Consider the following 20,321-nt stretch of genomic DNA (forward strand, 5'->3'; position numbering starts at 1 on the left):
TGGAGGATGCTCGATGGTGACGCTGCGATCGGTGCCGGCCGGTGAGCCGGAGCCCGAGCCGGGGGACCGGCTCGGCCGGCTGCTCGACCACTGCGCCCGCGGCGACGCCGTCGCGTTCGAGCAGGTCTACGACGCCATGGCCGGGCCGGTGCTGGGCATCGCCACGGCCGTGGTCCGCAACCGGGCGCTGGCCGAGGAGGTCGCGCAGGAGGTGCTGGTCGAGGTGTGGCGGACGTCGTCGCGGTTCCGGCCGGAGCGGGGCACCGCCCGCGGCTGGATCCTGACCATCGCGCACCGCCGCGCCGTCGACCGCGTACGCCGCGAGCAGGCCGACACCGACCGCGACGACCGGGTGGCCCGCCGCGACGACGAGCGGCCGTACGACCGCGTGGCCGAGGAGGTCGAGGCGAACGTCGAGCGCGAGCAGGTGCGCCGCTGCCTCGACTCGCTGACCGACCTGCAGCGCGAGTCGATCGCGCTGGCCTACTACGACGGCTACACCTATCGCGAGGTCGCGCAGCTGCTGCATGCTCCCCTCGGTACGGTCAAGACACGGCTGCGCGACGGTCTGGTCCGGCTGCGCGACTGCATGGGGGTGGGGCGATGAACAAGCCCGTGGACGCCGGCATCCACACGCTGGCCGCGCCGTACGCGCTGCACGCACTGCCGCCGGACGAGGCGCGCCGGTTCGAGGAGCACCTGGAGCGGTGCGCCGACTGCCGCATCGAGGTCGACGAGCTGCGCGAGACCGCCGCCCGGCTGGGCGCGGCCACCGCCGTCACCCCGCCGCCGCGCCTGCGCGAAGCTGTGCTGACGCGGGTCGCCGAAGTGCGGCCGCTGCCGCCGCGGGTGGCCGCCGGCCGGGCGCCGGTGCTGCGCCGCTGGTGGCCGCGGGTATCGACGGGCCTGGTCGCGGCGCTGGTGGCCGGCATCGTCGTACTGGGGATCCGGCTCGACGACACGCAGGGCGAGCTGGACCGGTCGCAGCAGATCGGCGCCCAGATGCGGCAGCTGGTCGAGGCCGACGACATGGAGCTGGTGCGGGTCGGAGCGGGCGACAGCCAGGGCACGGTGCTGGTCGCGCGGTCGCTGGACGTCGCGGTGTTCATCGGCGACGGCATGGAGCCGGCGCCGGAGGGGCACGAGTACCAGCTGTGGCTCATGCACGCCGACGGCGGCATGGTGGCCGCGGGCCTGCTGGGCAGTCCGCCGGACGGCCACGTCGGCCCGCATACCGCCCGCGGACTGGCCGGCGTCGACCGGCTCGGCATCACCGTCGAACCCGACGGCGGGTCGCCGCAGCCGACCACGGACCCCGTCATGGTGATCGAACTGCCGGCTTGATCATTCCCCGTTCTCGGAATGGATCATGACAATTCGGTTCACTTAGTCATATTTCGGTATACACTCCCGCCGAAGACTGATGGTCAGGAAACCGCGAGCCTGACCTGCCTGGCGATCATGGTTCGGCGTCATGCCTGACCATGGGCCGGCGCGCAGGTCTGTGCGACACCTCGGGGGGAGGCGTCGGCGTTGCGCGACACCGTGTCCACACTTCCTGCGTTGCCGCGGGACCTCGACGAGCTGCGGCTGCCGATCCCGGTGCAGCCGCGCCCGCCGCGGCCCCGCCCGGTGCGCGAGTGGTTCCGCCGCAACGGGCCGGACTTCGCCTGGCTGGCCCCGCTACTGACGCTGACCGGCTTCGTGCACGCCGCCGGTATGGCCCGCGCACCCGCGTTCGCCGAGGTCGAGGGCGAGGCGGTGGCCCGGATCGCCGACGGCGCCTGGTCGTTCTCCGGCGACCTCGGCCTGGCCCAGCTGGCCGCCTGGATCGGCCCGTCCGGCGCGCTGGACCGGGCGTCGCAGGCCGTCGCCGGCGGGCGTGAGGCGATGCTGGTCGTGCTGCTGCTGGGCGTGGTCCTGCTCTGGATACTGGCCCGCCGGCTGGGTGTGGCACGGCCGGCCGCCGCGGTCGCCGTCGTCCTCTTCGCCGTCTCGCCGCTCGCGCTGCACCTGCACCGGATGGTGCTGGCCGAGAACGTCGCCGTGCTGTGGACGCTGCTCGCGTTCGCGCTCGCGACGGCGCGCCGCCGGCAGCCGGTCGCGTTCCCTGCCGCCGCGGCCGCGATGGTCGTCGCCGCGCTGACACAGACCACCTTCCTCGTGGTCGCGCCGTTCGTCGTGTGGATGATGTGGCAGCAGGTGACGGCCCGGGCGTGGCGGCTGGTGCTGGCCGGCGTGGCCACCGCCGCGGGCGCCGGCGGGTACGCGTACGTCCTGATGTCGCTGGGCGATCTCGGCGGCGGCACGCCGGAGCGGTGGTGGACGCTGGACCCGGTGCTGCTCGTCGTCGGGCCGGTCGCGGCGGGAGCGGCACTGCTGTTCCGGCCGCTGCGCCCCGTGGCGGGCGCGCTGCTCACGCTGGTGCTGCTGATCGTCGTGCCGGGCGGGTCGGCGCCGGTCGCCCTGCTGATCGCGGCGGTGCCGCTGGCGGCGTTGTTGGTGCCCGCGGCCGCGCACCGCCTGGTCGTCCGGATGCTGTCGATGCGTGGCCGGCCGGAGGCGACGCCGCTCGCGATCATGTCGACGACCGCGGCCGCCGCGCTGGTCGTCGCGGTGGCCGCGACCTGGCCGGGCGAGCTGCGGCCGCTGCTGCGCGAGGACCCGGTCGCGCCGGTCGAGCAGGCCGAGCGCTGGCTCGAGGCGAACGTGCCCCGCGAGGGCCGGCTCGTGGTCGACCACACCATCCGGGCCGATCTGCTGCGGTCCGGGTTCTCCGCCGGCGGCGTGCTGCCGTTCACCAGCTACCCGGCGGCCGAGTCGCCGGGCGAGCTGCTGCCGCTCGGTGCCACCGTCGCGGCGCCGCCGGCCTTCGATCCGCGGCCGCCGGGCTGGACCCACTACGACTACATCGTGTCGACGGCAGCGCTGCGCGACGACGACACCGACCGCCCCGACGTCCGGGCCGCGCTGGCCGAGTCGACCGTCGTCGCGGAGTTCGGCAGCGGCGACGGCCGGGTCGAGATCCGCGCGATCCACCCGCTCGGCCGCGACGTCGCCGAGGCCGTCGCCGCCGACGACCGGCGCACCGTCGGCTACGCGACCGGGCAGCTGCTGCGCAACGACGCGCTGAGGTTCGACGCCGACGCGCGCGCCGTGGCGGAGGCCGGGCGGGTCGACCCGCGGCTGGTGATCATCCTGGGCAAGCTGTCCGGCACGCACGAGGTGGACGTCGCGCTGCCGGCGCTGCCGGGCGAGGACGCCGGGGTGCGCCGCCAGGTGGTCCTCAGCGGGCTGCCTACGGAGGACGAAGCCGCCCGGGTCGCGCTCTGGCTGCTGGGCCAGCCGCCGCCGTTCACGCCGTCGCAGGTCGACACCGACGGGACCACCGTCACCGCCACGTACTCGCTGACCGCGCCGCGCGGTCTGCTCCCCGATCCACCGCAGCACGACAGTCCCTAGGAGATCCTTATGAAGCGCATCATGATGTCCCTGGCCACGGCCGCAGGAGTGGTCGCGCTGGTCGCCGGTACAGCCGTCGGCGCCGAGGCGCCGGCGGCCGAGGGCTGGGCCCGGCTCGCGCACCTGTCGCCCGACACCCCTGAGGTCGACGTCAGCCTGACCGGCCTCGACGGCGCGTCCGTGCTGGAGTTGCAGGACGTCGGCTACGGCGACGTGTCCAACTACGCGCGGCTGCCCGCCGGGACGTACACCGCGGCGATGCGTCCGGCCGGCGCTCCGGCCGAGTCCGAGCCGGTGATCACCGCGGCCGTCGAGATCGAGGACGGCGTCGCTATCACCGTGGCCGCCGTCGGCATGAACGCCGACCTCTCCGGCCGCATCCTCGTCGACGACCTGACGGCGCCTGCGGCCGGCCAGGCGCGGGTACGGCTGATCTCGGCCGCCGTCTCGTCGCCGGCGGTGTCCGTCACCACCGACACCGGCACGGTGCTGGCCGACAACGCCGAGTTCGGGACGGCGACCGGCTACACCGAGGTGCCCGGCGGCCGCTGGACCCTGAACCTCGCCAGCGATGCCGGGACCGGCAGCACCGACGTCGACCTCGCCGCCGGCAGCGTCGACACCCTCTTCGTCCTCGACGTCGACGGTGAGCTGGAGGTCGTCGGCGTCGTGGACAGCACCGGCACGCCGGAGTCGCCGGCCGGCGGCGTGGAGACCGGCGGCCGCGGCCTGGCCGACGAGCCGGGCTGGTCGACGCCGCTCGGAGCGGTGGCGCTGGTCGCCGGGCTGACCGTCGTCACCGCAGTCCTGGCGCGCCGCCGACGGGTGGCATGAGGCGGATCACGACGGCGCTGGTGATCCTCGCCGTCGCGGTCGCCGGCGGGTGCGCGGGCGACGAGGCGACGGTGTCCGCCGCAGGCGGCGGCGCCGGGGTGACGCAGCCCCCCGGCGCCGCGACCGCCGCACCCGCACAGGCCGGCCAGACGCCGTCGCCGGACGCGACGACCGGGCCGCGGCCGATACCCGTCGACGACACCGTGCCGGTGCGGGTGCGGATCCCGGCGATCGGCATCGACAGCGCCCTGGAGACCCTGTACCGCGAGGACGACGGCCGGCTGGCCGCGCCTGCGGACTGGCAGTCGGCCGGGTGGTTCGCCGGCGGACCGGTGCCCGGCGCGCCCGGCCCGGCCGTCATCGCCGGCCATGTGGACTCGCCGAGCGGCGCCGCGGTCTTCGCCGGCCTGGCCCGGCTGCGCCCCGGCGACCAGGTCGAGGTCGAGCTCAGCGACGGCTCGGTCAGCGTGTTCGAGGTGGACGGCAGCCGCACGGTGCCGCAGGCGGACTTCCCGACCGACGAGGTCTACGGGCCGGTGCCGGACCGGCAGCTGCGGCTGATCACCTGCCACACGTTCGACGAGGCCGCCGGCCACTACACGGACAACCTGGTGGTCTTCGCCACCGCGACCGGCTGACCCGCCCGCGGAACCGCGGCCCGGCGCGTGGTGGTGTTCCCGCTGGGGCTCTGCCATCGGAAAGACTGCAGAGCGCCATCGCGCGCGATCGAGCTCTGCCATCGGACAGGACTGCAGAGCGCCATCGCGCGCGATCGAGCTCTGCCATCGGATGCGACGGCAGAGCTCCAACGGCGCGGACGGATCGGCCGGGGGCAAGGGGCCGGGGCCGGGGCCGGGGCCGGCCCAGCGTCCCCGCCCGAGCGGGCGGGGACGGCGCCGATCACGACCAGTAGACGATGACCTTGTCGCCGATGTTGACCTGGTCGAACAGCGACTCGATGGCGTCGCGGTCGCGGACGTTGACGCAGCCGTGCGACCCGCCGTTGTAGCCGTTGGCGGCGAAGTCGGGCGAGTAGTGCACCGCCTGGCCGCGGCTGAAGAACATCGCGAACGGCATCGGCGTGTCGTACAGCGACGACACGTGGTCGCGGGACTTCGAGTTGACCTGGAACTCGCCCTCGCGGGTCGGCGTCTCGTCGGTGCCGAACCGGACGTCGAAGGACATGCGCACCTCGCCGTCGACGACCCATCGCAGCGAGTTGTTCGACTTGTCGATGCACAGCACCCGGCCGGTGAGGCAGCGTTCGTCGAGGCCGGCGGTGTCGCCGCCGTTGTTCTCGGGCTCGCGGTTGTGCAGCTCGTCGTCGGTGGGCGTGCTGGTCATCTCGACGATCTTGTCCCAGGTGCGCTGGTCGACCTCGCCGGTGGTGGGGAACTCGCGCCGTTCCTGGAAGCCCTTGACCGCGGCGGTGGTGGTGTCGCCGTAGGTGTCGGTGACGTCGCCGCTGTACCAGTCGATCTGCTTGAGCCGGGCCTGCAGCTCGCGGACCTGGTCGCCGGTGTCGCCGGGGCCGAGGATCGTCGGGCCGGGCGTCAGGACGTTGTTCAGTTCGTCCTCGGTCGGTGTCTCGGTCATCCCGACGAGGGTGTCCCAGGTGACCTGGTCGACCTCGCCGGTGACCGGCAGCTCGCGCTTCTCCTGGAACCCGGTGACGGCGGCGATCGTGACGTCGTCGAACTCGCCGTTGATGTCGGGTGCGTACCACTGCAGCTGCTTGAGCCGCGCCTGCAGCTCACGCACCTGGTCGCCGGTGGCGCCGGCGGCCATCAGCGCCGGTGGTGTGGTGGGAGTCGGCGTCGGGGTGGCCGTCGGGGTGGGGGTGGGTGTCGCCGTCGGGGTCGGGGTGTCCGAAGGCGTCTCCTCGGCCGGCTGCGTCGCGGTCTGGCCGGACGTCTGTGGGCTGGCCGACGCCGGCTCGTCGCCGCCGAACTGGTTCAGGCCGATGAGCACGGCCGACACCACGGCGACGGCGAGCACGGCGATGAGCGCGCCCATGCCGGCCTTCCTACGACGCGTCACGTTGGTTCCTCCCCCATCTGACGGCGTCCCCGCGACGCCGCTCCCACCTTCAAAGACTCATCAAACAGGGACCAGGTTGCCGTAGTGACACGGCAATCTCCATTACGACTCGGTTACACGCTTCAGAGAAGGCGCGTCGTGGTCGTGTCCGGGGTGGATTCCGTGGGCCAGCCACTCGTAGGGGACGCCGCAGCGCATCGCCCACAACCGGACCGCAGTGGCCGGCGGCTTGGTGCGCCCGCTCGTCCAGTTGGTCACGGTGTTGCGGGAGACCTCGAGGTAGGCGGCCATCTCGCCGGGCCCGATGCCGGCGTGGCGTAGCGCCTTGAGCATGCGGTCGGTGAAGTCCCACACAGGGACTGTCGCCTGACCAGTCGTCGTCGCTTCGCTCATGCACCGACCTTACGCACAGATCCGTGCACGGCGCAAGAGGTTGCAGGAACTTCAGCACGGATGCTTGACAACAGCTTGTGCATCGACAAATCTTCTCCGCATGGGAAGCGATGACCTCATCACCAGCACGCAGGCCGCCGAGATTCTCGGCGTCGACCGCGCGACGGTGTCCCGCTGGTCTGACGACCGCCTCAAGCCGGAGGCGCGCAAGCTCCACGTCGCCAAGCAGCTGCCCGGGCAGTCCGGCGCCAGGCTCTTCGACGTCAACGACGTGCACGCCCTGCGCGCCCGGCTCGACGCCGAGAAGGCCGCGGCGGCGGCCGCGAAGGCGGCCGGCCGATGAGCAGGGCGGAGAAGGGCCTGGACTACGGCCCGACCGACGGCTGCTTCAACTTGATCGCACGGGCCGCCCTGGCGCTCGTCGTCCTCGCCCTGGTGCTGGCGGGCTGCCAGTCGTCGTCGAGTAGCGGCGGCGGTGGTGGCGGCATGAACGGCACGCCGCACCACATCGGCGAGGCGTGGAAGAAGCCCCTCGACTTCGCCGTCGACGCCGCGCCGTGGGCCTTCGCCGCCTTCGTGCTGCTGGCGTTCGCCGGTGCTCTCGTGCACGCCCATCGTCGCCCGCGTCACGGGCGTCACCGAGCCGCTGGGTGAGGTGTGCGGCGGACCTTCGCCCCCGGGGGAACCCCGCACACCCCACCCAGCTCCAGCCTGCGAGCCCCCGGACATCAACGACGTCGCCGCGGGCAGCCAGCCCGCAAATGGACGGGCCCCGGTCACGCCGAATGTGACCGGGACCCGCTGACCACCGAGAAGGAGATCCTACCGATGGACACCGACACCCTGTGGCAGATCCTCGCCGTGGCGGGCTTCGCGGCCGCCCTGCTCGCGTTCGGCGCGTTGTGCGGCTGGGCCCTGTACCGCAACGGCCGCCGCGACGAGGCCATCGCCCGCGACGAGGACGAGGCGTGGTGGGACACCACGGTGCGCCGCGCCCCGGACGTCGAGCCGACCCCGCCGGACCTGGCCGTCGTGGCCGGCGTGACCCCGCTGCCGCGCCGCGAGCCCGGCGCGACCCGGGTGGGCGGCTGGCTGCCTCCGCTCGACGACCCGCGGGTGACCCGGTACCCCGACCAGCCCGCCGCGCAGGTGAAGAAGCGCAGCTGCCGCGAGTGCGGCTGCACTGACGATGACGCCTGTGAGGGCGGCTGCAGCTGGGTGGAGCCGGACCTGTGCTCGACCTGCGGCGGCCCGGCGGACCGCGACGAGACCGACGTGAAGACGGCCAGCGTGAAGACGCTGAAGGTGACGGTGCCCCGATGATCAACACCGTCCTCACGATCGTGTTCACCGCCTTCTTCGCGGGGTGCTCGGTGATGCTGGCCGCCGGCCCGTACTACAAGGCGAAGCGGCAGCAGCGGATGTGGCTGCACTCGCACGAACGGGGCGACCGGTGAGCGCCGGCACCCGGTACAAGCGGCCCCGGCGGCGCCCGATCACCGGCCTCACCGTGCTGACGGTGCAGGGCGAGGGCGGCGACCGCCTCACCCACGAGCAGGCGATCGACACGCACCCGGTGACGGGGAAGACGACGCAGCTGGGGCACTGCTGCTACTGCGGCGGCTGCTGGCCGTGCTCGACCGTCCGCGTCTACGCCGGACCGGAGGCACCATGACGACGCCGGTGGAGCAGACGCCGTCGATCGAGGCCGTCGTCGCGGCAGTCCTGGTGGCGCACCAGCGCAACACCGCGGGCTCGTGCTTGTGCGGCTGGTCCGAGCTCGGCCACTCGCACGCCGGGCACGTGACCGAGGTCCTGGCGAGCGCGCGCCTGCTCGCCGCGGCGCCGGTGGTGCGCGACGGCTTCACGATCGAGGCGCCGCCGGTCACCCCTGGCGCGCGGCCGAAGGACCTCGAGGTCCTGCTGACCCGGGCCGCGCAGGTGGTCCGCCGGCGCGCCGCGAAGGTGTCGTACTGGTACCCAGACGCCCAGATCGACGTGCTCGCCTGCGTCGTGGTCGAGGGCCGCGACACCGTCGTCGCCAGCGACCTCCACCCTGACCTGGCGTCGTACTGGTCGACGTGGGACCCGGCGACCGCCGTCGCCGTCGCGGCACTGCTCGAGCACGCCGCCCGGTGCATCCGCCTGGACGGCAAGGTCGGCGACCACCAGCACGCGATCGCGCTGGCCCGCTCGATCATGCGCCGGGCGGGTGACGCGCCATGACCGAAGAGCAGCTCGCGCGGTGGCGGCAGGCCGAGCTGATCCGCCGCAAGCGGGCCCGACGCGGTGGCCGTCGCCGTGCCGGCGGGTTCGGCCGCTACCTCGGCATGCAGGTGCTGCCGCCCGCGCTGCCGGCCCGGCCCGCAGCGGCAATCACTCCCCCGGAACAGCCCGATCAGGAAGGCACCACACCGTGACCAGGACACCGACAACCACCACGCCACCGTGGCAGGCGCGGACCGCGCTGCGCATCAGCGCCGACACCGGGCAGGCCTGGGTCGACCTCGAACTCATCGCACCGCACGAGGCGAACGTGCGCCGCGAGCTCGGCGACCTCACCGACCTCGTCGCCTCGATCCTCGAGCAGGGCATCATCGAGCCGCTGATCGTCGCGCCCCACCCCGACGGTGACCCGGGCTTCGTGGTCGTCGCCGGGCATCGCCGCCTCGCCGCCGCCCAGCAGGCCGTTGAGGCCGAGGTGCCGGTGATCGTGCGGCCCGACCTCGACACCGAGGCCAAGGTCATCGAGGCGATGCTGACCGAGAACCTGCACCGCGACCAGCTGACCCCGGTGGAGGAGGCCGACGGCTACCAGCGGCTCGCCCTGTTCGACTACACGCCGGTCCAGATCGCGAAGAAGGTCGGCCGGTCCGAGACGACGGTGCGGCGCCGACTGCAGCTCGCCGCGCTGCCCGACGGCGCCCGCGATGCCCTGCACGCCGGCCAGATCACCCTGCACCAAGCCGACGAGATCGCCCAGGTCGTCAAGCCCGACGACGACGAGGCGGTGAAGCAGCTGACGAAGGCGGTCGGGAAGGGCGACAACGAGCTGAAGCTCGAGCTGGACCGGCTCCGCCGCCGCGCCGAGTTCGAGGGGAGGCTGCAGGAGCAGATCGACGTGCTCGGCGGCTACGGCGTGGCGACGGTGCTGCGGGTCAGCTCCGGCCAGCGGGCGGAGGGGTGGGAGAGGGGCCGGTTCCTCGGCCCCGAGATCGACGAGTTCCTCGCCAAGGTCGACGCCGGCGACGAGGAAACGCCTGAGGCGATGATCGTAGAGACCTGGCAGTACAGCACCCCGTACTGGTACACGGCGACCCCGACGCCGGCGGAGCCTACGGGTGACGGCACGCCCGCGGTGTCCAGCGACGGCGACGTGCTGCCGGGGCAACGGTCCGTGGACGACGAGCTCGCTGCGCAGCGCGAGGCGCGCGAGCGTGCCGAGCGCGAGCAGCGCATGGCCGACCTCGAGGCCGCGTCCGAGATCCGCGACGACTGGTTGGAGAAGCTGCTGACCAAGCGGGTCACGCCGGTCCAGGTCGCGACGATGCTGCGGCAGTGCGTCGCCGACCTCGCTTCGTCGGGGTCGGTCAACGATGAGGATGCAGCGCTGGCGGGTCTGGACCCTGACGTCGACTGGGGCGACCCGGCGCGGCTGCGCGCGCACGCCGACACGTTGTCCACGCCGGCGCTCGTGCAGCTGCTCTGGGGCCTGTTCCTGTACCGGCCGTCGCTGATCGGGCCGGGCTCGAACGTGGAGACCCAGGCCGCCTGGTACCTGCCGCGGCTCCAGGAGCTCGGCTACGAGCTCACCTCGGTCGAGGCCGCCCTGATCGAGCCCATCGTCCCCGACGACCAGACGACCGACGCCGACGCCGGCGAGGACGCCGGCACCTGAGCCGGTGGGGCGCGGCTGCGGGACGACTCCGTCGCATGGTGACGGCCGCCTGTCGTTTCTCGGGGAAGCTGCCGCGCCCCACCACCCCACCGGGAGGTGACCGACCATGAGCTCGACGATCCGCCGCGCTGACGGCACGAAGCCGTGCGACTCGTGCGGCGAGCTGGTGCTGTGGGCGGTCACTGCGGCATCGGGTAAGGCGATCCCGCTGAACCCGTCGCCGGTCGACCCGGCCACCCACGGGCGCGCTTTCGTTCTGATCGGTGGCGTCGCGTTCGGCTTCGTCGCCGCGGTCGCCCGCGTCGCGGCCATGTTCGACGAGCCGGAGGCCGCCGCCGCGATCCGCATCACCCAGGGCGACTACAGCGGCGCCCACCATGACGCCCACTTCGCCACCTGCCCCAAGGCCGCCCAGCACCGGCGGCGCCGCCCGACGGACCCCGCGAGGACGAGCCGATGAAGATGACGTTCCGCCCGCTGGTCTGGACCGACCCGGTCACGCACGCTGATGCCCGCCGGTCCCGGGCCACCTTCAAGGCGTCGTGGCAGAGCACGCTCACCCTGCTCGACCGCGAGCTGTGGGAGCTGGGCGCCGAGGCGCTGATCGTCGAGGCCGATTTCACCGAGCGGGACATCCGCCTGGACGGCCTGCCGAAGGGCAACGCCCGCCAGCCGGTGTTCCCCGGTGTCCGGCTGTCGTTCGATAGCCGGCACGGGCCGCTGCAGTACGCCACCGACTCGTGCGCGTTCTGGCAGCACAACGTCCGGTCCATCGCCCTCGGCCTCGAGTCGCTGCGCGCCGTCGACCGGTACGGCATCACGCGCCGGAGCCAGCAATACACCGGCTTCCGCGCCATCACCGGCGGCAACGGCGTGTCCACGGTGGCCGAGGCGAAGGCCGTCATCGACCAGTACGGCGGCACGGTGCGCGCCGCGATGCGCGCGACCCACCCGGACACCGGCGGCGACGCAGACGCGTTCAGGCGCGTCGCCGCGGCCGCCAAGGTCCTCCGCGAGAACGGAGATCGCTGATGGCCGGGACCACGTACTGGCGGGCACCGGAGGTCGAGGAGATCGCCGAGCTGCTGATCCCCGAGCACCACCAGGACCTCACCGACATGCGGATCCACTATCTGTTCCGCGCGCCGGCGGCGAGACGGTCCGGGAAGGTCAAGTACTGGGAGCTGCTGAACGAGAAGCAGCGTGTCGCACTGGTGGATCACGAGCTGTGCCACTTCGAGGTCATCGAGGACGACGAGGTCGACGGTGGCCGCCGCCTGGCAACGCGCGGCCACGACCTTGAGGAGTTCACCGCCGTGGTCGAGCGGCACGGCCTGTGGCGCCCGGAGGTCGAGGCCTTCGCCGGCGCCGCGATCGGCGCGCAGCTGGAGCTGTCCCTGACCGACGTGCGGGACGGCAGCGATGCGGGCTGAGGGGTCCGCGGTCGGCGGCGGCGTGTACGGCGACGCCGGCCCAGATCTGCCGCGCGAGTCCGCGGGCCGCGACCCGCGCACGGAGCGGCCGCGGTTCCAGTGGCCGAAGCCGAACCCGGACGGGCCACCGCCGGGCGCGCCCCTCCGCGCCAGGGAACTCTTCACTCGCCGCCACATCACCTTCGTGGAAGCTGTCGATGCCGGCATCCCCGTCGACGACGAGGCGCGCGCCTTGGCGAACGACCTCGCGCCATCGGCCGATGTGGTCGCCGCGACGCCGCGTGCGAACCCGGCGTCGTCCGCCGCTGAGCGGCTGCGCAAGCTCGGCGGCACGCCCCGCATCGTGCGGGCGTGGGCCCGCGCGAACGGCATCCCGGTCACCAGCCGCGGCACCATCGCCTACCACGTCGTCGACGCCTGGGCGGCCTCCCGCGAGGGGGCCGTCGCGCGGCCGCGGATCCGCGTCAGGAGCCGCCCTGACGGCTTCTGGCGCTGGGCATGCCTCACCGGCGACTGCACCGAGTACGGCTTCAAGACGACGTGGGAGGCCGCGCTGCAGGTCGGCCTGGACCATCTGGCCGAGGACCACGCCCAGGCCGCGGTGGAGGTGCCGGACGGGTGAGACCCATGACGCCGCCGACCGCTGCCTGCCGGGGCCCGCCCACGGCCTACATGATCCACGGGGGTCTGACGTTGCCGTTCTTCCAGGTCGACGACCGTCTTCACGTCAACCGCAAGGCCATGCGGTTGGCGGAGCTGGCGTTGTCGAACGACCCGATGGGCTTCGCTGCCCTGGGCGTGTGGACCTTGGCCGGGTCCAAGTGCCAGGACAGCGGAACGGACGGCGTGGTCACCCGCGCCGGCCTGCTCCAGATCGTGCTGAACCCACCTCTCGCCGACGCGCTCGCCCACCTGCTGGTGGACGCTGGGCTGTGGCACCCCGCTGGGCATGACTGCTCGCGGTGCCCCGCTGTCGACGCTGGGACGTGGCTGTTCCACGACTGGTTCGCCCTCGGGTACGACCCCGCGGCGACGGTCCGGATCACCCGTGCGCAGCGGAAGGAGCTGCAGAGCCCCCGGATCCGCAACGCGGTGTGGGCGCGCGACTGCCTCGACCCGGCCGAGCCGAACATCGGCGCGTGCCGGTACTGCGGCCGCCGCCTGAACCGCAACGACCGCAAGGGCGACACCCAGCCGACGATCGACCACGTCGACCCGACGCTGGCGCTCGGCCCTCGCAACCTGGTGCTGTGCTGCAAGCCGTGCAACCAGCGCAAGGGCCGCCGCACGCCGGAGCAGGCCGAAATGGACCTGAGACCGGCCCCACGCGCCCTGGTGGACGACACGCCGGTCGTGGCCGCCGCTGAACCCTCTCAGGGGCGTTCGCCGGCCACGACCGACGCTGTGCCGCCCACCGGCGCCGGATCCAACAGATATCCGCCGGATATCCAGCACTCCGGCGCTGTCCTCGTGCACGCGTACGGGGCCGCGGGCGTGCCCGCGGGCTGGTCAGGGTCAGGGCGGGGTAAGCCCGTAGAACAGGGCCAGCCGCCGCCTGCCGCCCGCCGGCGCCGCCGCCGTGGCCGCGGTGGCCGTGCGGACCCGGACAGCGATGAAGGACCACAGCGGCCCGCACAGCCCCGCTGGGATGCCGGGCCCGCACCGGAGGTCCCCACACCAGGCAGGTTCGGCTCCCCATGGCATGGCTGGACCGGGCCAGCCTCCACCGTCGACGACGAGGCCACCTGCACAGAGCACGGCCTCCCCGACCCATGCCGCAAGTGCACACCACTCACCGAAGGAGCCAACGATGGATGACGCCGAGATCCGCACCGACAACGACTTCGCGATCGCCTACAACGCCGGCCACGGGCTGGTGCCGCTGCTACCGGTCCAGGTCACGACCAAGCAGCAGGCGTACCGGGTCGCGGCCTACATCAAGATCATGGGTGACCTGCTGCCCGACGAGCCGGTCGCGTCGACCTACGACGAGGTCGAGCGCGCGATCAGCAACACCTGATGGCGGGCACGGAGCTCAGCGAGTACGCCCGTCGACGGGCAGAGGAGAACCACGCGCTGCGCAAGCTCACCGATGTCCTGGAGCGGACGCGGAAGGCGCTGAGGGGTCTGCCGCGGTCGTGCCCGGTGCATGGCCGGGAGTTCGCCGCCGCCGGGCTGGAGCCGTGGGGTGAGCCGCGCTGCGAACAGTGCAAGGTGCCGGCCCAGCTGACTCGAATTCTCGGACACCTCGACCACGCCATGGAGGACGCACGATCATGAGCACTGACGAGTTCGACCTGGGCACCGTGTTCCACGAGGTGTGGGCCGCGGCTGCCGATCCCGATCCGGGCGTGGTCGCTGCTGCGCTCCTGGCTCGCATCCCGAAACGCCATTACGCTGACGCGCTCGCCCAGGCCCTACGCGGTTACACACGGGTGCAGATCGGCGCCCAGCGCCGCCCGGGCCACGGCGGCCCGGTGTCTCGGAAGGTGTCCGGGATCCGTGAGCAGTACGCGATGGGGTTCCCGCTGTCGGGCGGGTGGGAGACGCCGGACGGGTGGAAGCGGTTGCGCGACTGCACGCGCGACGATCTGTTGTTCGCTGCGTCCCGTAGGCGGTCGATGGCGGCCGCCAACGTCGCCGTCGCAGAGCGGCTGGAGCAGCTCGCTGCCCTCGTACCTGCCGATGGTGTGGTCGCCAGCATCGATCCGGAGGTGCTCGACGCCGCGGCATGACCCATGACGACCGGGCGTCGGCCATCTGGGCGTCGCAACCCAATGAACGTGCGCCGGCGCCCGGTCCAAGGACTCCCCTCGCACCAGCCAGATCGTCGATGCAGCCCAACTTGCAATCGCTGGTGCGAGGGGGACCACAGGCACGGCAGCGGCCACGGCCAGAGCGAAGCCCAGGACAGACACGCTGCTGCCGCTCAACCGCTCCCCCGCCGGCCAACGGGATCCCGATACCCAACTTCTCCGCGCCGGCGGGGGAGCACGAACGATCTGGAGACGAGCATGGTTGATCTGGCGGATCGGACGCTGCAGTTGCTGGCGGACGTCCTCGACGATCTGGAACGGACCCGGGTGGCCAACGAGGCGCGGTTACGGCAGCTCACCCGCACCGACGCCGACAGCGACGGTTTGGAGCGGGGGTTCGGTCTGGACCTCGCCCACCCGGACGTGCAGCGACTCGCCGGGATCGTCGACGCGATCGCCCAGCTGGAGCACCAGGCCACTCTGAACGTGCAGCGTCAGCTGCGGACGCATCCGCTGGGGTCGTGGGCTGCGGCCCAGAGGGGTGTCGGTGAGAAGCAGGCCGCGCGGCTCCTGGCCGCGGTGGGTGACCCGTACTGGAACGATCTGCATGACCGCCCCCGGACCGTAGGTGAGCTGTGGCAGTACTGCGGTCACGGTGACCCGGCCAGGAGCAGGAAGCGCCGCGGCTCACCGATCGAGCACTCGCCGGAGGCGAAGACGCGTGTGCACCTGGTGGCATTGTCGATGCTCAAGGCCGGCAATCGTGCCGCCTACGACGACCGCCGCGCCGTCACGTTCGACCGGACCCACCGTGAACCGTGTGTCCGGTGTGGCCCGTCGGGGAAGCCGGCGCCGGCGGGTTCGGAGTGGAGCCTGGGCCACAGGCATGCCGACGCACTCAGGGTGCTGGGCAAGCAGGGCCTGCTGCTGCCGTTGTGGCTGGCGGCCAGGGAGATCCACGACGTGGGGCCCTGATGCCGGGCGCGTGGGGTTCTGGTGGCACCTGGGCGTGGCGGAAGATCCGCGCGAAGGTGCTCGAGCGTGACGGCTGGGTGTGCCAGCTGTGCGGGGGGCTGATCGACCGCACGCTGCCGTGGGATCCGCTGAGGCCGGATCCTGGCTACGGGTCGGTGCACCACACGCGTGGCAAGGAGTTCGGTGACGATCCGGCCCAGCTGGTGGCCGCGCACCTGGGGTGTAACAAGGACGTGGGCAAGCCGAATGACGGGGGTGGGGATCCGGACCCGCGCCCGTGGCGAACGGCCCCGGGGTAAGCCGCACACCCGGGGTCTGGTGAACCCGGGGGTGCAGCCCGGGGGTGCCGAACGAGCGGCCCTGGCTTGAGGGGCGGCACGCTGGGCTGGTGGTCATCCGCGGTGAGGAGGAGGCGAGGACGTGGGCGCGTGGGTGCTGTGGCTGCACGGTCAGGACCTGCAGAGCAAGTACGGCTTCGGTGATGGCGACATGCCGGACGTGGTGTGGGAGGCGCTCGAGGACGAGCACGGCATCGAGCTGGCCCGCGCCGTGGACTGGCATGTGGTGCTCCAGTCCCTGGTGCGTGAGTACCTGCTGCCACTGGTCACGCCACCGATCGAGGTCCACGACGTCGACACCAACCACAAATCCGATCCGCACCGCCGACCAGCGCGACCTCAGCGGCGCTGACGTTGCTGTGCCGCTCGACGCCGTCGTCGCTCGGTGCATGCAGATCGAGGCCGATCGAAGATCATCAGGGGTCTGACCAGCGACGATCGATGCTGAGAACTACCTCGGATCGGCGTGCCGCCGACAGTCTCTGGCCGGGCCTCCCTCCCCCCGGACCTCTCCCCGAATGGGGTCAAGATCATCCCCCAGCGACGTTCTGACCAGCACAAACGTGGCCTGAGTCAGCTGGCGGCCACAGGCCGCTCACCAACGTGTCCAGGTGCTGAGATGGGGGTAAGGTGAGGCGCGAGGGTGGGGGCACTGGTGTAAGCGGAAGCACAGGGCGAACAAGTCCCGGGCTCCAGCTCGCAGGAGCTACTCCCGGTGGAAACCAAGGATCTCGGTTCAAGTCCGAGAGTGCCCCCCTCTGACCAGGCACGATGCCGCAGGTCAGAGGCCGGAATCCGGCTGGTCCGGATTCGCCGCCGGCGCGCCGCTGTCGGGCTTGCCGACGAAGGGGATGTCCGGGAGCCCGACGGCCTGGAGCACGCCGGCGGGGTCGTAGCCGACGCCGGTGAGCAGCTGCGCGGACTGGGCCTTGGAGACGCGTTCGCGGTCGTCGGCCTCGCGGTCCTCGGGGACGATGCGGTCGTGGTCGAACTCGCGGCCTTCGGCGGTGCTGCCGAACATGGGCAGCAGCCGGTGGTTGAGCGCTTCCTTCCAGCGGCGCGCCCGCGGCCGCGCGAGCCAGCGGGCGAACTGCACCTCGCCGGCGAAGGCATTGGCCTTGTTGACGTCCTCGGAGATGCCGAGGATGTGGGCGTGCATCCCGAACGCCTCGCGCAGGAGCTCACGGGAGATGCCTCGCAGCTCGGCGAACTGCATGTCCTTCATCGTGTACTTGCGCTCGGCCCACTTCACGCCGCCCTCAAGGACGGCGACGCGGTGGGCGTTGTGGACGCCCTGGTGCATCTCCCTCCACCGCAGCACGAGCTTCTCGAACTCACCGTCCTTGAGGTTGCCCTCGGTCTCGAGGTGGCCGCCGGGCTCGGCGCTGTTGATGAAGAAGTTGCGGTTCCACTCGGCGGCGTAGCGGGCGGAGTCCAGGTCGACCATGGCGGCCTGCACCGGCCCCATGCCGCGGTAGACGTCGAGCGGGTTCGGGTACTTGAGGTGGATGACCTCGTCGACGCGCAGCGGGACACGCTCGCCGTTGGGCCCGGTGTAGAGGTAGCCGCGGAGGAACTCGGTGGGGTGCGGCACGGGCTGCATGCGGTCAGGCCGGACCGGCCACAGCTCGATCGGGATGTCGATGCCGGGGTAGCGGACGACGACGAGCCAGGCCTCGCCGGTGAGGTCGAGGTGCTGCTGCCCGATCTCGAACAGGTCGAACCTGGTCATGAACGGGTTCGGGTTGTTGATCAGGTTGAGCGCGGCGTGACGGACGATCTCGGTGCGCTGCGGTTCGTCGCCGGTGGCGGTGACCCGGCGGGAGTCGGTGCTCTTCTTGTACAGGTGCCACTCGACCTGGGCGACGGCGTCGGCGATGCGAGACACGATGGCGAACAGCGTCGACACTTGGCCGTAGGAATCCATCTGCGAGCGCGCCGAGTTGTCGAGCTGACCGGCAAACGCGCTGGTCAGGGCCTTGCCGACGTACGGGACGGGTGCCTTGTTGAGAAACTTGCCGATCAGGCTGGTCATCGGTCGATCCTCCACTCGAGCAGGAGCAGGGCGGCGCCGGTGGCGGCGAGCCCTGCGGGGACGGCGAGCGTGAACGCCGCGGCGGCGAGGCACGCCAGGCCGGCGACGGACAGCACGAAGGGGTGGGCGAGCTTGCGGATCATGAGGCCATCCTGATGTTGGGTCGGGCGATGGGTGGCAGGGTGAGCGCGACGTGGGCGGCGCCGGCCATGGCGTAGGCGGCGCTGACGTGGCCGGCGCCGCGGCGGACGAACCGCCAGCCGTCGCCGGTGGGGAGCTTCTTGGAGCCGGTGATGTGGGCGTCGAGCAGCGGGTCGGCGGGGTGGATGAGCTGGCCGGCCTTGGTGAGGCCAGCCAGCCCCATGCATGCCTCGCTGACCTTGAGCCCGGTGAGCTCGACGTACTCGCGGCCGCGGTGGAGGTGACGTCCCTTCATCTTGATCATCCCGGCCGGGCGGAGGATCGGCGCGAACTCGGCTGACGGTCCGCTGGGGAACCAGGCAACAGCTGTGGGTGCGAGGTCGTCGAGCACGTCCGCGAGTTCGGCCCGCGCGGCCGCGGCCGAGGGCCAGGACTTGCGGATCGCCCCTCGCACGCGGCCGTCGCCGAGGTGCGCGGCGACACCCAGCGTGGCGTGCTGGCCGTCCTCGTCGACCTCGAAGCACGCGACTAGGCCGTCGGTGGGCATTCCGCCGGAGGGGTCGGCGTTGGCGTTCCAGCGGGCCAGGTCGATCGCACCGTCGAGCTGGTCGACCTTCTGGCACAGCACCTCGGTGCGGAACACGTCGGGTGGGTCCGTGCCGAGGGCGGCGAAGATCGCGCCCTCGGAGATCGTGTAGCCCAGGGCGGGGTTGGCCTGGGCGAGGGCGTCCCAGTCGTCGAGCTCGCACCCGTCGGGGCCGGACCACTCGAACAGGCCGAGCGACAGGCCGAGCGACGGGTCGCGCCCGGCGAGCGCCGCCTCGCGCAGCTGGTTGAGCACAACGGACTCGTCGTCGCCGGCGTTGCTCATGGCCCAGATCTGCGAGTAGGCCCTGGCCATGGTGGTCTTGGACAGCGCGGACCAGGCGGCCCAGTTCCGCTGTTCGCGCAGCTCGTCGATGTTGAGCTCGTCGATGGACAGGCCGCGGCCGGCCTTCCGGTTCGAGGCGGCGATCTTGTAGCGGCCGCCGCCGGCGCTCTTCGTCAGGCGGAACCACTCGTCGCCGTTTACGTTGCGGGCGACGTCGAACTCGGCCTCGAGGTCGGGGCTGGCGTGGATGGTGTCTTGGCAGTAGTTCCACTGCTCACGCGCGAGCGACACGTCCTGGGCGACGCCGAGCACCAGGCGGGCGCTGTCCATGTAGAGCCGCCACAGCGACACGATCCGCTTCAACGACGACTTGCCGTTCTGCCTGGCCACGAGCACGAGCACGGTGCGGAACCGGTAGGTGCCGTCCTCGTTCAGCTCGAGGGCGTGCTTGACCAGCCACTGCTGCCACGGCAGCAGCGGCTCTCCGATGAGCTCGGCGAACTCGATGACCTCGAAGCCACGGGTGGTCTCGCGGGTGAGTGGCCGCAGCGGCGGCGTGTACAGCCGCGGCTCGGTGCGGCCGAGGCGCTTCGAGCCGCGCAGCCGCGTGGCCGGGTCGAGGATCAGCTGCGGGTGGTCGGGGCAGTAGAGCTCGCCGGGGCGGGCGAGGCGTCGGCAGGACCGGTCGGCGCACTGCTGCCGGCCGCGCAGCGGCGACGGCCCCCTACGCCTGCCGTGCTTGGCGGAGGGCGGCGAGTCGGTTGGGGCCGGCAACGGGTGCACCTCCCCCGCGCAGCTTGGCCCGGGCGGCCGGGGTGGCGCCGAGCTGCTCGAGCGCGGCCAGCAGCTTCGGACCGAGCTCGGCAAGGACCGTCTGGGCCTGCACCTTCGCGCCGAGCCGGGCCACCATCTGCCCGGTGGTGAAGTCCTCGGGGTCGATGCGGTCGGCCAGGTCGTCGGCGAGCGCGGCCGCCTCGCGGGCGTCGTCGACGAGCGCGGCGTACCGGCGCGCCAGCTGCACCACGCCGGCGTCGACGTCGTCGGGTTCGAGCTTCGCGATGGTCTCGTCGATCGCCGGGGCCAGGAGGTCATCTGCCGGCGTCAGCCGCCTACTCGCCATCACCCGACCTCCTCCACGTTCGATA

Annotated in this window: 29 protein-coding genes; 23 read left to right on the forward strand and 6 right to left on the reverse strand. The window is 72.3% G+C overall.

The genetic code is table 11. The features are described from left to right. Positions 1-13: 13 nt before the first annotated feature. The 5 genes from sigK (at position 14) to BLV05_RS07995 (ending at position 4,934) form a co-directional block, all read left to right on the forward strand. The gene (sigK, locus tag BLV05_RS07975) at positions 14-607 is read left to right on the forward strand and encodes an ECF RNA polymerase sigma factor SigK (RefSeq protein ID WP_082155611.1); all 594 of its coding nucleotides are present in this window, start codon (positions 14-16) and stop codon (positions 605-607) included. Further along, positions 604-1,344 carry an anti-sigma factor gene (locus tag BLV05_RS07980; RefSeq protein ID WP_046771256.1) on the forward strand — a complete coding sequence of 247 codons (741 nt, stop codon included), beginning with the start codon at positions 604-606 and terminating at the stop codon, positions 1,342-1,344. The genes sigK and BLV05_RS07980 overlap by 4 nt, the downstream gene beginning before the upstream one ends. 219 nt (positions 1,345-1,563) lie before the next feature. After that, positions 1,564-3,462 carry a hypothetical protein gene (locus tag BLV05_RS07985; protein ID WP_046771255.1) on the forward strand — a complete coding sequence of 633 codons (1,899 nt, stop codon included), beginning with the start codon at positions 1,564-1,566 and terminating at the stop codon, positions 3,460-3,462. A 9-nt stretch (positions 3,463-3,471) separates the two neighbouring features. Beyond that, positions 3,472-4,296, forward strand: a complete 825-nt coding sequence (locus tag BLV05_RS07990) for a DUF4397 domain-containing protein (RefSeq protein ID WP_046771254.1) — start codon at positions 3,472-3,474, stop codon at positions 4,294-4,296. Further along, positions 4,293-4,934 carry a sortase domain-containing protein gene (locus BLV05_RS07995; RefSeq protein ID WP_046771253.1) on the forward strand — a complete coding sequence of 214 codons (642 nt, stop codon included), beginning with the start codon at positions 4,293-4,295 and terminating at the stop codon, positions 4,932-4,934. The genes BLV05_RS07990 and BLV05_RS07995 overlap by 4 nt, the downstream gene beginning before the upstream one ends. A 262-nt stretch (positions 4,935-5,196) precedes the next feature. Here BLV05_RS07995 and BLV05_RS08000 read toward each other — a convergent pair whose 3' ends face one another. Together BLV05_RS08000 and BLV05_RS08005 are read right to left on the reverse strand one after the other, a co-directional pair. Further along, positions 5,197-6,336: a L,D-transpeptidase family protein gene (locus BLV05_RS08000; protein ID WP_197683580.1), complete on the reverse strand. Its 1,140-nt coding sequence runs from the start codon at positions 6,334-6,336 to the stop codon at positions 5,197-5,199. 102 nt (positions 6,337-6,438) lie between these two features. After that, entirely contained in the window at positions 6,439-6,729 is a 291-nt protein-coding gene (locus BLV05_RS08005) for a helix-turn-helix domain-containing protein (RefSeq protein WP_152690955.1), read from the reverse strand. Between the two features lie 100 nt (positions 6,730-6,829). On the opposite strand from BLV05_RS08005, the gene BLV05_RS08010 reads away from it, so the two are divergent. From BLV05_RS08010 to BLV05_RS08085, 18 genes are all read left to right on the forward strand, one after another. Then, entirely contained in the window at positions 6,830-7,072 is a 243-nt protein-coding gene (locus BLV05_RS08010; RefSeq protein ID WP_046771250.1) for a MerR family transcriptional regulator, read from the forward strand. After that, complete coding sequence (locus tag BLV05_RS08015) at positions 7,069-7,383, forward strand: hypothetical protein (RefSeq protein ID WP_046771249.1); 315 nt, start codon at positions 7,069-7,071, stop codon at positions 7,381-7,383. The genes BLV05_RS08010 and BLV05_RS08015 overlap by 4 nt, the downstream gene beginning before the upstream one ends. A gap of 174 nt (positions 7,384-7,557) precedes the next feature. Then, entirely contained in the window at positions 7,558-8,052 is a 495-nt protein-coding gene (locus tag BLV05_RS08020; protein WP_046771248.1) for a hypothetical protein, read from the forward strand. Next, positions 8,049-8,186 (forward strand): hypothetical protein, encoded by a 138-nt coding sequence (locus BLV05_RS35625; RefSeq protein WP_157524216.1) that lies wholly within the window; start codon positions 8,049-8,051, stop codon positions 8,184-8,186. The genes BLV05_RS08020 and BLV05_RS35625 overlap by 4 nt, the downstream gene beginning before the upstream one ends. Further along, complete coding sequence (locus BLV05_RS08025; protein WP_046771247.1) at positions 8,183-8,404, forward strand: hypothetical protein; 222 nt, start codon at positions 8,183-8,185, stop codon at positions 8,402-8,404. Before BLV05_RS35625 ends, BLV05_RS08025 begins: the two co-directional genes overlap by 4 nt. Beyond that, positions 8,401-8,955, forward strand: coding sequence for a hypothetical protein (locus BLV05_RS36475; RefSeq protein WP_046771246.1), 555 nt, complete (start codon positions 8,401-8,403; stop codon positions 8,953-8,955). The genes BLV05_RS08025 and BLV05_RS36475 overlap by 4 nt, the downstream gene beginning before the upstream one ends. Next, entirely contained in the window at positions 8,952-9,149 is a 198-nt protein-coding gene (locus BLV05_RS36480) for a hypothetical protein (protein WP_046771245.1), read from the forward strand. Before BLV05_RS36475 ends, BLV05_RS36480 begins: the two co-directional genes overlap by 4 nt. After that, complete coding sequence (locus tag BLV05_RS08030; RefSeq protein WP_052762892.1) at positions 9,146-10,627, forward strand: ParB/RepB/Spo0J family partition protein; 1,482 nt, start codon at positions 9,146-9,148, stop codon at positions 10,625-10,627. Before BLV05_RS36480 ends, BLV05_RS08030 begins: the two co-directional genes overlap by 4 nt. Positions 10,628-10,733: 106 nt before the next feature. Then, complete coding sequence (locus BLV05_RS08035; protein WP_046771244.1) at positions 10,734-11,087, forward strand: hypothetical protein; 354 nt, start codon at positions 10,734-10,736, stop codon at positions 11,085-11,087. Beyond that, on the forward strand, positions 11,084-11,659 hold the full coding sequence (locus BLV05_RS08040; protein WP_046771243.1) for a hypothetical protein: 576 nt from the start codon (positions 11,084-11,086) through the stop codon (positions 11,657-11,659). The genes BLV05_RS08035 and BLV05_RS08040 overlap by 4 nt, the downstream gene beginning before the upstream one ends. After that, positions 11,659-12,060 carry a putative metallopeptidase gene (locus BLV05_RS08045; protein ID WP_052762890.1) on the forward strand — a complete coding sequence of 134 codons (402 nt, stop codon included), beginning with the start codon at positions 11,659-11,661 and terminating at the stop codon, positions 12,058-12,060. Before BLV05_RS08040 ends, BLV05_RS08045 begins: the two co-directional genes overlap by 1 nt. Continuing rightward, positions 12,050-12,682: an Lsr2 family DNA-binding protein gene (locus BLV05_RS08050; protein WP_046771242.1), complete on the forward strand. Its 633-nt coding sequence runs from the start codon at positions 12,050-12,052 to the stop codon at positions 12,680-12,682. Before BLV05_RS08045 ends, BLV05_RS08050 begins: the two co-directional genes overlap by 11 nt. A 5-nt stretch (positions 12,683-12,687) precedes the next feature. Further along, a complete protein-coding gene (locus BLV05_RS08055) occupies positions 12,688-13,878 on the forward strand; it encodes an HNH endonuclease (protein ID WP_083421288.1) in 1,191 nt (396 codons plus the stop codon). Next, entirely contained in the window at positions 13,871-14,080 is a 210-nt protein-coding gene (locus tag BLV05_RS08060; RefSeq protein WP_046771241.1) for a hypothetical protein, read from the forward strand. The genes BLV05_RS08055 and BLV05_RS08060 overlap by 8 nt, the downstream gene beginning before the upstream one ends. Further along, a complete protein-coding gene (locus tag BLV05_RS08065) occupies positions 14,080-14,340 on the forward strand; it encodes a hypothetical protein (protein WP_046771240.1) in 261 nt (86 codons plus the stop codon). Before BLV05_RS08060 ends, BLV05_RS08065 begins: the two co-directional genes overlap by 1 nt. After that, on the forward strand, positions 14,337-14,795 hold the full coding sequence (locus tag BLV05_RS08070; RefSeq protein WP_046771239.1) for a hypothetical protein: 459 nt from the start codon (positions 14,337-14,339) through the stop codon (positions 14,793-14,795). The genes BLV05_RS08065 and BLV05_RS08070 overlap by 4 nt, the downstream gene beginning before the upstream one ends. A gap of 279 nt (positions 14,796-15,074) precedes the next feature. After that, entirely contained in the window at positions 15,075-15,791 is a 717-nt protein-coding gene (gene tas / locus BLV05_RS08075) for a TIGR-Tas system RNA-guided endonuclease (RefSeq protein ID WP_046771238.1), read from the forward strand. Between the two features lie 420 nt (positions 15,792-16,211). Then, positions 16,212-16,481, forward strand: a complete 270-nt coding sequence (locus BLV05_RS08085) for a hypothetical protein (protein WP_046771236.1) — start codon at positions 16,212-16,214, stop codon at positions 16,479-16,481. Between the two features lie 429 nt (positions 16,482-16,910). Here BLV05_RS08085 and BLV05_RS08090 read toward each other — a convergent pair whose 3' ends face one another. From BLV05_RS08090 to BLV05_RS08100, 4 genes are read right to left on the reverse strand one after another with little or no spacing between them, the layout of a single operon-like run. Continuing rightward, positions 16,911-18,164: a phage portal protein gene (locus tag BLV05_RS08090; protein ID WP_046771235.1), complete on the reverse strand. Its 1,254-nt coding sequence runs from the start codon at positions 18,162-18,164 to the stop codon at positions 16,911-16,913. Beyond that, a complete protein-coding gene (locus BLV05_RS35630) occupies positions 18,161-18,307 on the reverse strand; it encodes a hypothetical protein (RefSeq protein WP_157524218.1) in 147 nt (48 codons plus the stop codon). Before BLV05_RS35630 ends, BLV05_RS08090 begins: the two co-directional genes overlap by 4 nt. Then, positions 18,304-19,950 carry a hypothetical protein gene (locus tag BLV05_RS08095; protein WP_052762888.1) on the reverse strand — a complete coding sequence of 549 codons (1,647 nt, stop codon included), beginning with the start codon at positions 19,948-19,950 and terminating at the stop codon, positions 18,304-18,306. The genes BLV05_RS35630 and BLV05_RS08095 overlap by 4 nt, the downstream gene beginning before the upstream one ends. Then, complete coding sequence (locus BLV05_RS08100) at positions 19,901-20,296, reverse strand: terminase small subunit (protein ID WP_046771234.1); 396 nt, start codon at positions 20,294-20,296, stop codon at positions 19,901-19,903. The genes BLV05_RS08095 and BLV05_RS08100 overlap by 50 nt, the downstream gene beginning before the upstream one ends. Positions 20,297-20,321: the final 25 nt, after the last annotated feature.

The organism is Jiangella alkaliphila, assembly GCF_900105925.1.
Lineage (GTDB): Bacteria > Actinomycetota > Actinomycetes > Jiangellales > Jiangellaceae > Jiangella > Jiangella alkaliphila.

Coding starts and splice junctions, on each gene's coding strand:
- BLV05_RS08015 (WP_046771249.1), top strand. CDS start 7,069: ATGAGCAGGGCGGAGAAGGGCCTGGACTACGGCCCGACCGACGGCTGC.
- BLV05_RS08090 (WP_046771235.1), bottom strand. CDS start 18,164: ATGACCAGCCTGATCGGCAAGTTTCTCAACAAGGCACCCGTCCCGTAC.
- BLV05_RS08050 (WP_046771242.1), top strand. CDS start 12,050: ATGCGGGCTGAGGGGTCCGCGGTCGGCGGCGGCGTGTACGGCGACGCC.
- BLV05_RS35625 (WP_157524216.1), top strand. CDS start 8,049: ATGATCAACACCGTCCTCACGATCGTGTTCACCGCCTTCTTCGCGGGG.
- BLV05_RS08045 (WP_052762890.1), top strand. CDS start 11,659: ATGGCCGGGACCACGTACTGGCGGGCACCGGAGGTCGAGGAGATCGCC.
- BLV05_RS36475 (WP_046771246.1), top strand. CDS start 8,401: ATGACGACGCCGGTGGAGCAGACGCCGTCGATCGAGGCCGTCGTCGCG.
- BLV05_RS36480 (WP_046771245.1), top strand. CDS start 8,952: ATGACCGAAGAGCAGCTCGCGCGGTGGCGGCAGGCCGAGCTGATCCGC.
- BLV05_RS08070 (WP_046771239.1), top strand. CDS start 14,337: ATGAGCACTGACGAGTTCGACCTGGGCACCGTGTTCCACGAGGTGTGG.
- BLV05_RS08065 (WP_046771240.1), top strand. CDS start 14,080: ATGGCGGGCACGGAGCTCAGCGAGTACGCCCGTCGACGGGCAGAGGAG.
- BLV05_RS08060 (WP_046771241.1), top strand. CDS start 13,871: ATGGATGACGCCGAGATCCGCACCGACAACGACTTCGCGATCGCCTAC.
- sigK (WP_082155611.1), top strand. CDS start 14: ATGGTGACGCTGCGATCGGTGCCGGCCGGTGAGCCGGAGCCCGAGCCG.
- BLV05_RS08005 (WP_152690955.1), bottom strand. CDS start 6,729: ATGAGCGAAGCGACGACGACTGGTCAGGCGACAGTCCCTGTGTGGGAC.
- tas (WP_046771238.1), top strand. CDS start 15,075: ATGGTTGATCTGGCGGATCGGACGCTGCAGTTGCTGGCGGACGTCCTC.
- BLV05_RS07995 (WP_046771253.1), top strand. CDS start 4,293: ATGAGGCGGATCACGACGGCGCTGGTGATCCTCGCCGTCGCGGTCGCC.
- BLV05_RS08020 (WP_046771248.1), top strand. CDS start 7,558: ATGGACACCGACACCCTGTGGCAGATCCTCGCCGTGGCGGGCTTCGCG.
- BLV05_RS08100 (WP_046771234.1), bottom strand. CDS start 20,296: ATGGCGAGTAGGCGGCTGACGCCGGCAGATGACCTCCTGGCCCCGGCG.
- BLV05_RS07990 (WP_046771254.1), top strand. CDS start 3,472: ATGAAGCGCATCATGATGTCCCTGGCCACGGCCGCAGGAGTGGTCGCG.
- BLV05_RS35630 (WP_157524218.1), bottom strand. CDS start 18,307: ATGATCCGCAAGCTCGCCCACCCCTTCGTGCTGTCCGTCGCCGGCCTG.
- BLV05_RS08035 (WP_046771244.1), top strand. CDS start 10,734: ATGAGCTCGACGATCCGCCGCGCTGACGGCACGAAGCCGTGCGACTCG.
- BLV05_RS08040 (WP_046771243.1), top strand. CDS start 11,084: ATGAAGATGACGTTCCGCCCGCTGGTCTGGACCGACCCGGTCACGCAC.
- BLV05_RS08010 (WP_046771250.1), top strand. CDS start 6,830: ATGGGAAGCGATGACCTCATCACCAGCACGCAGGCCGCCGAGATTCTC.
- BLV05_RS07980 (WP_046771256.1), top strand. CDS start 604: ATGAACAAGCCCGTGGACGCCGGCATCCACACGCTGGCCGCGCCGTAC.
- BLV05_RS08055 (WP_083421288.1), top strand. CDS start 12,688: ATGACGCCGCCGACCGCTGCCTGCCGGGGCCCGCCCACGGCCTACATG.